Here is a 14,014-nt window from a genome sequence, read left to right as displayed (position 1 = left end):
CCAAAACAGTAAAATAGATTGTTTTTATCATGCCGATAGGTAAAAACTATCACAATAAAAAGTAGCTTTCGCTACTTCTTTCTTAGTCAAGTGATGAAACGAAGTCACCACCAAAGTATTCTTCTGATAGTTTAGCTAAGCTACCATCTTCTTTGAGTTCTTTAATACGTTTATTAACAAAGCTCTGCAATTCTTTTCCATCTTCTGTATCAGCGAAGAGAAGGTATTCCAAGCCATCTTTGTCGCTACCAACTGATGTTTTAAGAGCTGTGACTGTCAGATTGAACCCTTGGTCTTTGACAATATACTGTGATGAGATAGCGTCATAAAGAATGAAGTCGATACTTCCATTCTCAATGTGTTGCACGCGAGTTGTCAATCCTGTTGAACTTGAAGCGTAGTTGATTTGGATAGGATCCTTGTCTGGATTAGCCTTGTTCCACTCTTCCAAAACTTGAGCGTAATTTGATCCTGAGATAACCTCAGTCTTCTTACCTGAAAGTTGATCTAGACTATCGTAAGATGTTCCTTCCTTACTTGTAATAGCATAGTTTGATTTAGAGATTGGATCTGAGAAAAGATACTTCTCAGCACGCTCAGCATTGTAGTTGAAGTCATTAGCCGCAATCTGATAGCGGTCAGCATCGACACCCGTCAAGATAGAATCAAATGCAGTTGTGACAAAACTGAGTTCATACTCATCTGAATCTTCGAAGATTTTCTTCAAGACATCAATGTCATAACCAGCAAACTCGCCATCCTTTTTATAAGTAAAGGGAGCTGTATCAGAATCGGTCGCTACCGTAATCTTTGTCTTAGTTGATGATGAGCTTGATTGTGATGAGCAGGCCACCAAAAAGAGACTTGCTAACCCAATGAGTCCAAGTGTTGCCAATAATTTCTTTTTCATACACATTTCCTTTTTCCTCTATGATAACTTCATTCTAACAAAAACATTAGAGGCTGTATAATAGCAAATTCTTATCAAGTCTATAGAAAAAAGCTATCACAAGAAAAAAGCCTGAAACCTAAGGTTCAGACTTGATTGATTCTCTTAGAAACTTTGTTTTTTAGCCTTACGTTCAGCACGGCCCTTAGCTCTAGCTTCAGCACGACGTTCACGTTTACGCTTTTCATCAACCTTCCACTGAATTTTCTTCTTGTAGCCAGGTTTGATTTTTTTCTTTTTCTTCTTAACCAGACCAATCATCTCAGTGTCCAGTTTTTTGTAAGATTTCTCACGATTAGCACGGCGATCACGGTCATATGTATCTTGAATTTCACCATCTTTGACCACTTTTGGCACAAAGGCTACGCCCAATTTCTCAAGCTCACGAATATCTGAATCGTCACTCGGTTGGTAGAGGGTAATAGCTGTGCCTGACAAGCCGTTACGACCTGTACGACCAACACGGTGCACAAAGAATGACAAATCTTGTGGAATGGCATCGTTGATAACATGACTGACACCTTCGATATCGATACCACGCGCTGCCAAATCGGTTGCCACGATGTATTCAAAATCAAGATTCTTAACCTGATTCATGATGCGCTTACGCTCACGTGGTGGAATTCCACCGTGAATTTTAGCAACCTTGAGACCGTTTGATACTAAGTAGGCATGAAGGTCATCAGCACGTTCCTTAGTATTCACAAAAATCATAGCCAAATAAGGATTGAGGATTTTTGACAATTGAAGAATCTGCGCATTCTTATCACGACCTTTAGTTGAAATCAACCAGTTGTCAATAGTATCTGCAATAACTGTTGATGTCTTGATTTTTTCCATGACAGGATTTGTCAGGTATTTTTTCAAGAATGGTTGTAATTTTTGAGGGATTGTTGCTGAGAAGACAAGGATTTGGACATCCTTCGGAAGACCTGCCGCAATCTTATCGACCGTATCAAGGAATCCCATATCCAAGGTCATATCTGCTTCATCTACAACAAAGGTGTGAGCTCTATGAATTTCAAGGTCACCTGATTGGACCAAGTCATAGATACGACCTGGTGTTCCGATAACGATGTGTGGTTGAGCAACCTTCAATTTCTCGATTTGACGAAGTTTGTCAGTACCACCGACATAGTTAACGACGCGAATTTCTGTCTCAGAATGCTCTGCAATTTGCTTAGTTGCTTGATAAATCTGAGTCGCAAGTTCACGAGATGGTGCAGTGATAACAACTTGAACATCCTGTCTTGACTCATCAATCTTTTCAAAGATTGGTAGCAAGAAAGTGTGCGTTTTACCTGAACCTGTTTTTGATTCACCGACCAAGTCACGACCTGAACGAACAACAGGAATCAGTTTCTTTTGGACATCCGTTGGCTCCTTAAACTTGATTTCGTCAAGCGCCTCTTGGATGTAGCTCTTAAAATTAAAATCTTTAAATGACATATTCATTATGGGCTTAAGATACTAAAGTCTACCAGCCCTTCCTTTTCTTTAAATTCTGTTCTTCTCATTATACCATTAAATAGAGACTTTTAGCAAAATCAAAGAGCCTACTAACGTAGACTCCTGTGTTTTATAGATACATGATCGCTAGTGCAATAGCTGATAGGACAAGTCCAACTGTCCAGAGGAAGGCATCCACTTTCCACTCAGACCATTCTTCAGACTTACCTGTAATACCACCTAGTTCAAGATGGTGGTGGAATGGTGTCATTCTAAAAATACGACGACCTTCACCAAATTTTTTCTTAGTGTATTTGAAGTAAGAAACCTGCAACATAACAGAAGCTGTCTCAAATACATAGACAAAGCCGATAAAGAGTAAGGTCCATTCAACACGAAGGGCAATTGAGATAGCTGCCAAGAGGGCACCGAGTGCAAGGGAACCGACATCACCCATAAAGACCTTGGCAGGTTTATGGTTGAAAACGAAGAAACCTAGAAGGGCACCGATCATTGTCACGATAATCAAGAGGATATCAAACTGTCTTTGCTGAACAGCAATCACAGCATAAGCCAAGAGACTGATAACCACTGAAATTGAAGCAAGTCCGTCAATACCATCAGTCAGATTAACCGCATTGGAGAAACCGACTACCCAGAAAAGAACAAAGAGAACATAAATAATTCCTAGGTGAGCATGGAATCCAAAGATATTGATAGAATCAGTACCACTTGGACGAACATGGACAAAGTAGAAAATCAGACCTGCTAGAATTTGAAGTGCCATCTTCTGCCATGGTTTCAAACCTTCATTGATTTGCTTAAAGATTTTCAAGAAATCATCCAAAAATCCAATAATACCGTAGATAACAAGAACTGACAAAATTCCGATAACAACTCCTTTTTCACCAACGGGTGAGAAAAGAGAGAAGAAGGCTGATACGAGAACTGCAACTACGAGAAATACTGTACCACCCATTGTTGGTGTACCAGCTTTTTCCAAGTGCTGTTTGACATCTTCGTGCATCTGTTGACCACCAATTTTTTTCAATTGGTAGTATCGAATAAAGTATGGCATGGCTACAACTGTCAAGACAAAGGCAACCAGACCTGCTATTATGCTAAAAAACATTTTAGTCTCCTATTGTTATGGTTAATTTGGAAACAGAATCCATTGCAGTTCCTGCTTCAACATTTTGTTTTGTAACGGTACCCGAATCGGATCCCTTGTATTTGATGGTAATTCCTGTCCACTTGGCGAAGGTCTCAACATTTTCCTTAGTCCAGCCATACATATCTGGAAGAGTCTCCAATTTATCTGTTAAAAGAAGAATCTGTTGATTGGCATCGAGATTTGTACCTTCTTTGACAGATACTTTAGTGATTTCATTACCTGTTCCTACAACGACTGGATGTACCAAATTGCGGCGCAATTCTTCTGAAACATCACCAGGTGCTTCTCCGACAAGATTGCCGACTTTGTAAGAACTTGTTTCTGTAATATTGTCTGTTACAGTGCTTGTTGTTGTCAGAGTGTCCTTCATCAACATAGCTTCTTCAAGAACAGGATTAACAACGGTCGCATAGTAAGAGTTTGACCATTTTTCAGGCTGTTGAACAGTCACATACATGATAAAATCAGGTTCATCAGAAGGTACCATAGCAACAACTGAGTAAATATTGTCATATTGACCTGAAAGGTAACCTGTACCATTTTCATTAGCAATCTGGGCTGTACCTGACTTAACGGCAACTGAGTAGTCTCCAACTTGAATAATTGGCGCTGCTTCTGTCTTACTATAAAGTGTACCGTAGGTTGGGTCGGTTCCGACCGTAACCATATAATCACGAGTCTGACTAGCTGCATCTGCCGAAATGGGATTCCCGACAACTTCTGAACTGGCAACACGTTTACTGTTGTTATTAGTATCAACAATTTGTGAAATAAATTGTGGCTCTAGCATAGCACCATTATTTGACACTGAAGTAAAAGCACGCAACATCTGTGTCTGAGTCACACTGATACCTTGTCCAAATGATGACATGGCAGTATTAACAGAGTTATCAGAGATAAAACCTGCTGACTCGGAAGCCAAACCAAAACGTGTTGGGTAACCAAAGCGATAAAGTGAGAGGTAATTTGACCAAGTCGAATCACCCATAGCCTGCTCAAGAAGCGTCATACCCACGTTTGATGAGTAGGCAAAACCTTGAGCATAGGTCATATATTGACCTGTTGAACTTCCGTCATTGATGGACCAGTCATTGATGGTTGTATCAGAGACAGTCACACCGTTGGCATTGGTATAGGTTGCATTAGCATCGAAGGTTCCATTGTCAATAGCTGCCGCTAGGAGCATGACTTTCATGGTTGACCCTGGTTCATAGTTAGACTGATAAAGCATGGTTGTCCAGTCTGACAGTTCTGAAAGACCTTCCTGAGTATCAGAATTATAAGTAGGTCTTTGAGTTGTCGCTAGAATTTCACCTGTCTTAGCATTAACAACTGTCGCAGAGGCATTGACACCATTAGCTTGAGCTTGGAAGGCATCCATCTGCGTTTCTAAATAGGTTTGGAGGGTTGCATCCAAGGTCGTGTAAATATCATTACCATTGACTGCAGCCTTATCTACCTTACCTGTTCCTAGAAGGGTATTCCCGTTTTTATCAATCTCATAGGTCATACTACCATCAGTACCTGACAATAGTGTATTCAAAGAGGCTTCGAGACCAGTTGTACCAACCAGTTTTTTAGTGCCATCTGAATTTTCTTGCGATTGTGCCAAACCGATAAATTGAGAGGCGAAGGTTCCGTTAGGATACATACGACTGGTTGATGTTTCAAAGGCGACACCCTTAATACCAGCATTATCCAAGGCTTCTTTTAGCGCTGACATTGTACTATAACTCAAGCCAGATCCCTGTGTTCCAAAAGAAACCTGAAAGACATCCTTAGTCTTCAATTGAGTGAGAACATAATCTTTTTCCATGCCCAACTGCTCATTAAAAATCTGTGCAACTGTATCATATTGAGATTCTTGAACATAAAGTTTGTCACCAGTTGAATTAACATAGCTGGTATCAATGATGGCATAGATACTGTAAGTTGTCGAATCCTCCGCAATGACATTTCCATTTCGGTCATAGATAGTCCCACGTTTGGCTTGAACAGAGACTGTTCTCGAATAAACAGACTTGGCTCCTTCTGATAGATCGACACCGAATTTGCTGTCTGTTCCGATAATAATGGCAAAATTAATGACAAAGATAAAGAAGATAAATGCCGCTAAAAGCATGAGATTTTGACCAACATGCTTACGGTTTTCCTCAGGTGTCTTTCGATTCTTGATGACAAAATTCATAAAGAAATCACCTAAGCGTTTAAAATACTTGATCATTGGTCATCCACCTTTTGAATATTGTCATTTTGAATGCTCAAACCTGCCTCACCAGCAATCTGCTTAACACGGTCAGCTCTTGAGAGCTCGTTAACCTCTTGTTTAGCATTATTGAGTTCAGTCTCTGCTTCATTTATCTGGGAAGTTAGGTCTGTAATCTGCTGCTTAACCTCCTGATTACGACTTTGGAGGTAAACAAGACTGACAGCCATCGTGATAGCTGTGACAATTATGGCACCATAAAAGGCTTTTTCCAGTCTTGTTAGCAGACGAATCCTCTTAGATAGAGCTGCCGCAACAGCTTGATTTCGTCTATCTCTTGGCATGATAGGTCTCCTTAGATACGAACTTTTTTAGCCACTCGCAATTTAGCCGAGTGGGCACGGTTGTTAGCTTCTAATTCCTCTTGACTTGGTAGAATTGGCTTTCGATTAACCAAGGCAATCTTAGGCTGCATATCATCTGGAATGAATGGTAGTCCTTTGGGAACTTCAACTGTAGATGCCTCTTTGAAAAGCTGCTTAGTCAAGCGATCCTCCAAAGAATGGAAGGTAATCACTGAGATACGTCCATCCAGAACAAGAAGATCAAGTGCCTGCTGAATTGACTCATCTGCTGCACCCAACTCATCATTAACCTCAATACGGATAGCTTGGAAAATCTGCTTAGCAGGATGTCCTTTTTTCTTGAGTTCCTTGGCAGGCTTAGCTGACTTGATCAATTCAGCCAATTCTGTTGTTGTTTCAATCGGTTTTGCCTGACGAGCTTCTTCAATTTTTCTAGCGATTTGTTTGGAGAACTTATCTTCACCGTATTTGAAGAAGATTCTAACTAAATCGTGATAGTCATAAGTATTGACCACATCATAGGCTGTCAGACTACCTTCACGGTTCATTCGCATGTCCAGCGGAGCATCTTTTTTATAAGAAAAACCACGTTCACGCTCATCCAACTGTGGGCTAGAAACACCAAGGTCATAGAGGATACCGTCAATTTCAGTGACTCCAAGCGCTGTCAAATTTGACTGGAGATTTCTAAAGTTGTCCTTGATGAAGGTCACCATACCTCGGTCAATGTAGTCCTTTAATTTGATTTGGGCATTGTCAATCGCTTTCTGATCCTGGTCAAAACAGTAAAGGTGCCCTTTTTCTGATAACTGTGATAATAAATAGGACGAGTGCCCTGCTCCACCGAGCGTAGCATCCACATAGACGCCATCAGGTTTGATATCCAACATATCAACCGTCTCGTGCAAAAGCACCGTCACATGATGAAATTCATTTGTCATAACTTTAATTATACCATAAAGCTAAGCTATCTGTCTTAACTAGTAAGTCTTTATGGGATAAGAAAAGAGATTGAAAAATGTCAATCTCTCCTATCCTCTTGTCTGTCCATTACCGTTGATATAGAACTTGGTTGATGTTAATGCTTCAAGTCCCATTGGGCCACGGGCATGGAGTTTCTGTGTTGAGATACCAATCTCTGCTCCCAATCCAAAGACAAATCCATCTGTAAAACGTGTTGAGGCATTGACATAGACAGCTGCTGCGTCCACTTGATCTTGGAAACTTTCTGCAGCGACAATATCTCGGGTTACAATGGCTTCGCTGTGGTGAGTCGTATAGGTGTTGATCCAGTCGATAGCCTCTTGAGTTGAAGAGACAACTTTTACAGACATGATATAGTCCAAAAATTCAGTCGCAAAATCTTCTTCAGTCGCTAGTTTGGCATCTGGTAGAAGCGCTAGCGCTTTATCATCAGCACGGAATTCAACAGGTTGAACTTTTTTGATTGCCGCATCTAGGACTGGCAAGAAGGCTGCCGCAATTTTTTCATGTACCACAAGGCTCTCTGCTGAATTGCAAACACTTGGGCGCTGCGTTTTAGCATTGATGATAATCTTTGTAGCCGTATCAAGGTCAGCAAATTCATCCACATAGATATGAACATTACCAACACCTGTCTCGATGACAGGCACCTTTGATTTTTCCTTAACTGTGTTAATCAAGCGAGCACTACCACGTGGAATAAGAACATCTACATAGTCAGTTGCCTGCATCAGCTCTTCTGCAACGGCATGAGACGTATCCTCTACCAACTGCACCACATCAGGGTTAATACCTGCATCTGCCAAGACCTGACGAGCTACCCCAACCAGGGCCTTGTTAGAATGGATAGCGTCACTACCGCCACGAAGGATGATGGCATTATTGGTCTTGAAAGCTAGCGAGAAAGCATCAATGGATACATTTGGACGGCTTTCAAAAATCATGGCAATCACACCAAGTGGGACACGTTTTTGAACAATCTTTAAACCGTCAAGATTGGTATAACCACGGACCACCTGACCAATAGGATCTTCCAAATCAGCTACCTGGCGGAGCCCTTCAGCCATAGCTTCGATACGGTCATGAGTCAACATGAGACGATCTAACATAATATCTGAAATCTTGCCCTTAGCAGCTAGCATGTCTTTTTCATTTTCAGAAATAATCTGTGAACTTTCTGCTACTAAACGCTCTGCCACTGCTGACAAGAGCTGATTTTTCTGACTAGTTCCCAGCTTTGCTAGTTCTCGACTAGCAGTGCTAGCTTTTTTTCCTAAACTATCAATAGTTGTCATAAACTTACCTCACTTTTGTGAAAAGAGTGTCCCTATTTTTTCGCCATCAAGGACACGCAGGATGTCACGTGGGTTGGCACCATTCATCAGCACCATCTCCCCCTTGTTATCAAAGACCATTTGGGCTGACTTGATTTTACTCATCATGCCGCCAGTACCGAACTTAGAGCCTGCACCTCCTGCCGACGCCAAGATTTCCTCCGTAATTTCTGGAACATGGCTGCGCAAGACAGCATCATCGTAGATAGTCGGATTTTTATCAAAAAGCCCGTCGATGTCTGATAACATAATCAGAAGGTCTGCCTTGGTAATGCGGGCTACAACTGCTGACAGACGGTCATTATCACCGAACTTGGTCTGGTGGTCCATCTCATCAATACTGGTCGCATCGTTTTCATTAACGATAGGCAAAATTCCCATGCCAATCAGACTTTCAAAGGCATTGGTAACATTTTCCAAGCTTTCAGGAAATTCAACCACATCACGGGTCAAAAGAATCTGAGACACCACAGTCTGGTAGTGGGAGAAAATCTGCGAATAAAGATTCATCATAGCAACCTGACCCACACTTGAGATGGCCTGCTGTTTAGACAAATCAGACGGTCGTTTATCCAATTCCAAGACATTGAGCCCAAATCCCATGGCACCAGAAGAAACCAGAACGACCTCTTTTCCTTTATTCATCAGACTTGAGATGACGAAAGCAAGGTGGTCGATTTTTTCTAGATTGATTTTACCAGAAGGAAGAACAAGGCTGCTGGTACCAACTTTTATAACAATACGTTTTACATCTTCAAAATTTCGTTTCATAGAAAAATTATACACTAAAATAGACTTTGTGGCACGTTTTAATTCAGAGAATTCTTCCCATGAATATCTTTTTTAAGATAGAATTGGACATTCTAAACTGCTAGAAATTTTTATCTGAAAAGCGAAAACATCTGTTTGCAAGACCTTTCGTCATTTCAGTAGGACTGAGACCAGCAGAGATGGTATAATATAATCTAGAAAGAAAGGCAAGTCACCTCTATGAATATCATTGATTATCTTAAGAATCAATCAAACAGAAGTTTCAAGGAAGCCGCTATCAATCAGCTTGATATCGCAGTCTTAAACGAGATAAATTATTTAGTTTTTAAAGATTTTCTTGACTTTAAGGCTAGTGCAAAAGACGGTATTACTTTTAAAGAGTTAGCTCAGAATTATAAGTCTCTCAAGCAAGTCAGACAGGAGAATCCAGAAAAATCAAACGAACTCTTTCTAGCCTATCAATCAAGGGTCCAACTTCTAGAACTCTTAGCAGAGAGCTCTCGTTTTGAAAATTGTCTGCTTTTCGGCTATCAAGATATCTTCGATGATCAAGAAGAAATCCAATTTGCAGCAAGCAGCTTTGCTATTGACCAAAATATTCTCATTGTCTATCGGGGGACTGACAGTAGTTTTACAGGATGGAAAGAGGACTTTAATCTAGCCTATCTCAGCCAGATTCCTTCGCAAAAACTTGCCCTAGACTACCTGGAAACTATCAGTCATGCTAATCAAGGGAACATCATTTTATCTGGTCACTCAAAAGGGGGCAACCTAGCCCTCTATGCTGCCTATCAGAGCAAGCATCAAGAACGTATCCAAGATATTTATCTCTTTGATGCCCCCGGCCTAGCTCAGGAAGATGTGGAAACTCCTTCCTACCAAAGTTTACTTCCTAAAATTCACGCTTTCAGACCTCAATCCTCTCTAGTTGGTATTCTATTTGATAAACAAGTTGAAGAAACCATTATCAAAAGTTCTGGCATCAATCTCATGCAGCACCTCCTGCTACTCTGGCAGGTTGACCTTGCTCACAGTCAGTTTATCCAAGCAGATAAGACAAGCCAAGTCAGTGATAAGGCCGCTCAAATTAGCCAGAACTTTCTGAGCAATAATTCCAAGGCAAATAACAAAAGGCTCATCAACTTAATCTACCGTATCCTAAGAGAACCTAGACAAGAGATGACCCTGCTAGAAAAGCTTAAAAGTATTCTCAGTCTTCTGAAATCTAGCAGTAAGGCAGAGAAAAATGCTCTATTGGCTAGCTTAAAAAATATCATATTATCTGTCAAAGATAGCGATATCCGTCCCCAAAGGCAGGAATCAGAGTACCTAAGAAGCCGCCGCCTCTTTCTATCTGCCCTTATGCTGCCAGAAAAACTAGCTCGACAGTCAAAATACCTAGCCCTCCTAGTCCTTTTGACGCTCATACTAACGCTTTATGTTATTTATCAGGACGCTCAGCTCAACCTCATTATCTTTTCTTGTCTCTTTTTTCTTTGTAGCCTGATTGCTGGAGTTCTATCTTTGAGCTCTTGGATAAAAGCAGAGCAGAAACTAACTTTGGAGTACCTACCTGGTCTCTCTTGTTTCTGTGTTATTATCAACCTTATCTACCAAGCTACAAGGTCACACTTCCACTTTTCATTAATCACAAACTCACTACCAAATGCAATGCTCTTCCTTCTAGCTCTAGCCCTCTGGCAGACCAGCTACCAATACTTGAAAACCAAAGACTATCTTCCAGAAATTGCCCATTGGCTGAAAAGAGCTGCTATTCTATCAGCCATACTCATCGTCACAAGCCTAGTCTTTCCAAGTTTCTTGCTCTTTTTTATGGACTGGATTTTGATTCTCATTATTATCGGTAAAATCATCTCTGTCAGCCTCATCAGCTATTTTCAATGGAGTAAATAAGAAAAACCCACTTTCTAAACCTGATAGAAAGTGGGTTTCATTTTTAGTGTATTAGGTTAGGAAAGAGTCTCCTCTGACTCAATTTCCCCTTACAATGATTTATAAAGTTGGCTAGCATTATCAACTGTGAAGCCGTATTCTTTGAAGATACGGTCACCAGGTGCTGATGCTCCCCAAGTGTCGATTGTAAGTGTCTTACCGTTAAGACCAACGTATTTGCCCCAACCGAAGCTTGAACCTGCTTCGATAGCAAGACGTTTTGTAACAGCAGCCGGCAAGATTGATTCTTTGTAGTCTGCTGATTGTTCATCAAAGATGTTTTGTGCTGGCATTGAAACAACTCGAACGTGGATGCCTTCTTGAGCAAGAGCAGCTTGCGTATCAAGCGCCAATTTCACTTCAGAACCTGTTGCAATCAAGATACCATCAAGGTCGCCTTTTGCTTCAGAAATAATGTAGGCACCCTTGTTAAGACCTTCTTCAGCCAATTCTTGACTTCCTTCAAGGACTGGAAGGTTTTGACGTGTCAAGACAAGCATAGTTGGACGATCTGTTTCAGCAAGGGCACGTTTCCAAGCAGCATTGGTTTCATTACCATCTGCAGGACGGATAACGTTAAGGTTTGGCATTGAGCGAACGCTTGCCAATTGCTCAACTGGTTCGTGAGTTGGACCATCTTCACCAACTGCGATAGAATCGTGAGTCATAACGTAGACTGTTGGCAAACTTTGAAGTGCTGCCATACGAACAGCTGGAAGTAGGTAGTTTGAGAAGACGAAGAATGTTCCGCCGTAAACACGTGTTCCGCCGTGAAGGGCAATACCATTCATAGCTGCAGCCATGGCAAATTCACGAACACCGAACCAGATGTTACGTCCAAGGTAGTTATCTGGTTGGAAGTCAGATTCTTCCTTGACCATAGTGTTGTTAGAAGCTGAAAGGTCAGCTGAACCACCCCAGAATGATGGTACTTGTGCAGAAATTTGTTGGATAGCTGCTTGACTTGATACACGGCTAGCAACTGCTGTTCCGAGTTCATGAGCATCAAGAGTCACATTGATTGGGTTACCTGAGAAGGCTTCCTCATACTCAGCTGCCAATTCTGGATAGGCTGCTTTGTAGGCTGCAAAAAGCTCTGTCCATGCTGCTTCTTCCTGAGCACCACGGTCTTGGATTCCTGCTGCAAAACGCTCTGCTACTTCTTCAGGAACAGTGAAGGCTGGGTAATCGTAACCGTAAACTGATTTAGCATGGTCGATTCCCTCTTGTCCGATTGGCGCACCGTGAACTGCTGATGTTCCTTGACCTTTGGCACCGTAACCGATGATTGTCTTAACTTCGATGATAGATGGTTTTTCTGTCTCAGCTTTAGCGGCTTCGATAGCGGCAGCGATTGCTTCCAAATCATTACCATCTTTAACCAAGATATGTTGCCAACCGTAGGCTTCAAACTTAGCTTTAACATCTTCTGTGAAGGCCATTGATGTTGAACCATCTAGTGAAATGTCGTTTGAATCGTAAAGAAGGACCAATTTCCCAAGTTTCAAGTGACCAGCAAGACTGGCTGCTTCTTGAGAAACACCTTCCATAAGACAGCCATCACCGTTAAGGGCATAAGTGTAGTGGTCAACAATGTCAAAATCTGGTTTGTTAAACTTAGCTGCCAAGTGAGCTTCTGCCATTGCCATACCAACAGCATTTGCGATACCTTGTCCTAGAGGTCCTGAAGTTGCTTCAACACCATCAGTGTGGTTAACTTCTGGGTGGCCTGGTGTTTTTGAACCCCATTGACGGAAGTTCTTCAAATCATCCATTGAGACATCATAACCTGACAAGTGCAAAAGGCTGTATAGAAGTGCTGAACCGTGTCCTGCTGACAAGACAAAACGGTCACGGTTAGTCCATGTGCGACCAGTCTTTGGATTGACCTTCATAAATTGATTCCAAAGCACATAAGCCATCGGTGCTGCACCCATTGGAAGACCAGGGTGACCTGAGTTTGCTGCCTGAATCGCTTCGATTGAAAGCGTACGAACAGTATTAACTGCTAATTGATCAATATTATCAAATGCCATGATATCTCCTTTGAATATCTGTAGAAAAAATTTGAAAATAGTTGTGAAAACACTCCATTTTCAGTGAAACTGATTTCATTATATCACATTTTCAGAAAAAAAGGAAAGGTTTTCAAAATTCAGAAAAAAGGACTAAGTAAAGAAATTCTCTTTGCTTAGTCCTCTTTATTCTATGAAAGGCTTTCACTCTCTGACTTCACTAGTTCACTCTCAGATAAGCTTTGAGATTCGGAACTGGATAGACTTTCTGAAATAACTTCTTCTGCCATTAGGCGGATATCTCTTTTTGTCTGTGCTTCTTCTTTTTGACGTTTAAGCGTAGCTTTTTTCTCACGGCTATCGAACCATAACTTGATACGACTACCTAGTCGAATAGCCATGAACCCTTTGAGAATCAACTGATAAACAAAAACAATCAAGGACTCTAAAAAGAGTAAAACTTCGATGACAATAACACCAAAAAGACTCCAAGCCATAAAGAGTGTAATCAAGAGTTGAGAAAAGATTTTTTTGAGATTTCCCAAGTGGTTGTTGTGAATGGACAAGGTCTCTAGGAATAAATCTAGGATACCTTGTAATAGGCTCGATTTTACAAGTTTGTCACCATCCAAATCAGCTGAGGCAGAAGCCTTAACAACTAAAACCGTCTCCCCATCACTAAAAATATCCACCTGATCTCCAAGTTTAGGAACAAAAGTAAATTGCTCCAAGCTTACTCGCTTCAGACCTCCTTCAGCCTGACCCAAATAAACCACATCTCCATCAATCGTTAAAATTCTGTACATGAAATCAC

11 protein-coding genes are annotated in these 14,014 nt (G+C 41.2%); 1 reads left to right on the top strand and 10 read right to left on the bottom strand.

Annotation, left to right across the window (positions count from 1 at the left end):
• Nucleotides 1-82: 82 nt before the first annotated feature.
• The 8 genes from JOC28_RS03425 to proB form a co-directional block, all read right to left on the bottom strand.
• Entirely contained in the window at nt 83-910 is an 828-nt protein-coding gene (locus JOC28_RS03425; protein WP_205009247.1) for a transporter substrate-binding domain-containing protein, read from the bottom strand.
• A gap of 144 nt (nt 911-1,054) precedes the next feature.
• On the bottom strand, nt 1,055-2,398 hold the full coding sequence (locus JOC28_RS03420; protein ID WP_205009246.1) for a DEAD/DEAH box helicase: 1,344 nt from the start codon (nt 2,396-2,398) through the stop codon (nt 1,055-1,057).
• 130 nt (nt 2,399-2,528) lie between these two features.
• Nucleotides 2,529-3,530 (bottom strand): phospho-N-acetylmuramoyl-pentapeptide-transferase, encoded by a 1,002-nt coding sequence (gene mraY / locus JOC28_RS03415; protein ID WP_205009245.1) that lies wholly within the window; start codon nt 3,528-3,530, stop codon nt 2,529-2,531.
• A 1-nt stretch (nt 3,531) separates the two neighbouring features.
• Nucleotides 3,532-5,796 (bottom strand): penicillin-binding protein PBP2X, encoded by a 2,265-nt coding sequence (pbp2x, locus tag JOC28_RS03410; RefSeq protein ID WP_239548842.1) that lies wholly within the window; start codon nt 5,794-5,796, stop codon nt 3,532-3,534.
• Nucleotides 5,793-6,122 carry a cell division protein FtsL gene (ftsL, locus tag JOC28_RS03405; protein WP_205009244.1) on the bottom strand — a complete coding sequence of 110 codons (330 nt, stop codon included), beginning with the start codon at nt 6,120-6,122 and terminating at the stop codon, nt 5,793-5,795. Before ftsL ends, pbp2x begins: the two co-directional genes overlap by 4 nt.
• Nucleotides 6,123-6,133: 11 nt before the next feature.
• A complete protein-coding gene (rsmH, locus tag JOC28_RS03400; protein WP_205009243.1) occupies nt 6,134-7,084 on the bottom strand; it encodes a 16S rRNA (cytosine(1402)-N(4))-methyltransferase RsmH in 951 nt (316 codons plus the stop codon).
• Nucleotides 7,085-7,174: 90 nt separating this feature from the next.
• Entirely contained in the window at nt 7,175-8,422 is a 1,248-nt protein-coding gene (locus JOC28_RS03395) for a glutamate-5-semialdehyde dehydrogenase (RefSeq protein WP_205009242.1), read from the bottom strand.
• Nucleotides 8,423-8,431: 9 nt separating this feature from the next.
• The gene (gene proB / locus JOC28_RS03390) at nt 8,432-9,232 is read right to left on the bottom strand and encodes a glutamate 5-kinase (RefSeq protein WP_205009241.1); all 801 of its coding nucleotides are present in this window, start codon (nt 9,230-9,232) and stop codon (nt 8,432-8,434) included.
• Between the two features lie 219 nt (nt 9,233-9,451).
• Between proB and JOC28_RS03385 the strand changes: the two genes are divergently transcribed.
• Nucleotides 9,452-11,146, top strand: coding sequence for an Mbeg1-like protein (locus tag JOC28_RS03385; RefSeq protein ID WP_205009240.1), 1,695 nt, complete (start codon nt 9,452-9,454; stop codon nt 11,144-11,146).
• 89 nt (nt 11,147-11,235) lie between these two features.
• On the opposite strand, the gene tkt is transcribed toward JOC28_RS03385, so the two are convergent.
• Together tkt and JOC28_RS03375 are read right to left on the bottom strand one after the other, a co-directional pair.
• Nucleotides 11,236-13,221, bottom strand: coding sequence for a transketolase (gene tkt, locus JOC28_RS03380; protein WP_205009239.1), 1,986 nt, complete (start codon nt 13,219-13,221; stop codon nt 11,236-11,238).
• Nucleotides 13,222-13,391: 170 nt separating this feature from the next.
• Complete coding sequence (locus JOC28_RS03375; protein WP_205009238.1) at nt 13,392-14,006, bottom strand: hypothetical protein; 615 nt, start codon at nt 14,004-14,006, stop codon at nt 13,392-13,394.
• Nucleotides 14,007-14,014 lie beyond the last annotated feature (8 nt).

The sequence above is a fragment of the Streptococcus loxodontisalivarius genome, assembly GCF_016908645.1.
In the GTDB taxonomy this organism is placed as follows: Bacteria; Bacillota; Bacilli; order Lactobacillales; family Streptococcaceae; genus Streptococcus; species Streptococcus loxodontisalivarius.
The sequence above is the reverse complement of the archived record's forward strand: the minus strand, read 5'-3'. Positions and strand labels throughout refer to the sequence as shown.

Excerpts from the sequence above, each read along its gene's own strand:
- JOC28_RS03385 (WP_205009240.1), top strand. The coding sequence starts at position 9,452 with ATGAATATCATTGATTATCTTAAGAATCAATCAAACAGAAGTTTCAAG.
- mraY (WP_205009245.1), bottom strand. The coding sequence starts at position 3,530 with ATGTTTTTTAGCATAATAGCAGGTCTGGTTGCCTTTGTCTTGACAGTT.
- JOC28_RS03375 (WP_205009238.1), bottom strand. The coding sequence starts at position 14,006 with ATGTACAGAATTTTAACGATTGATGGAGATGTGGTTTATTTGGGTCAG.
- ftsL (WP_205009244.1), bottom strand. The coding sequence starts at position 6,122 with ATGCCAAGAGATAGACGAAATCAAGCTGTTGCGGCAGCTCTATCTAAG.
- tkt (WP_205009239.1), bottom strand. The coding sequence starts at position 13,221 with ATGGCATTTGATAATATTGATCAATTAGCAGTTAATACTGTTCGTACG.
- JOC28_RS03395 (WP_205009242.1), bottom strand. The coding sequence starts at position 8,422 with ATGACAACTATTGATAGTTTAGGAAAAAAAGCTAGCACTGCTAGTCGA.
- rsmH (WP_205009243.1), bottom strand. The coding sequence starts at position 7,084 with ATGACAAATGAATTTCATCATGTGACGGTGCTTTTGCACGAGACGGTT.
- JOC28_RS03425 (WP_205009247.1), bottom strand. The coding sequence starts at position 910 with ATGAAAAAGAAATTATTGGCAACACTTGGACTCATTGGGTTAGCAAGT.
- pbp2x (WP_239548842.1), bottom strand. The coding sequence starts at position 5,796 with ATGATCAAGTATTTTAAACGCTTAGGTGATTTCTTTATGAATTTTGTC.
- JOC28_RS03420 (WP_205009246.1), bottom strand. The coding sequence starts at position 2,398 with ATGTCATTTAAAGATTTTAATTTTAAGAGCTACATCCAAGAGGCGCTT.
- proB (WP_205009241.1), bottom strand. The coding sequence starts at position 9,232 with ATGAAACGAAATTTTGAAGATGTAAAACGTATTGTTATAAAAGTTGGT.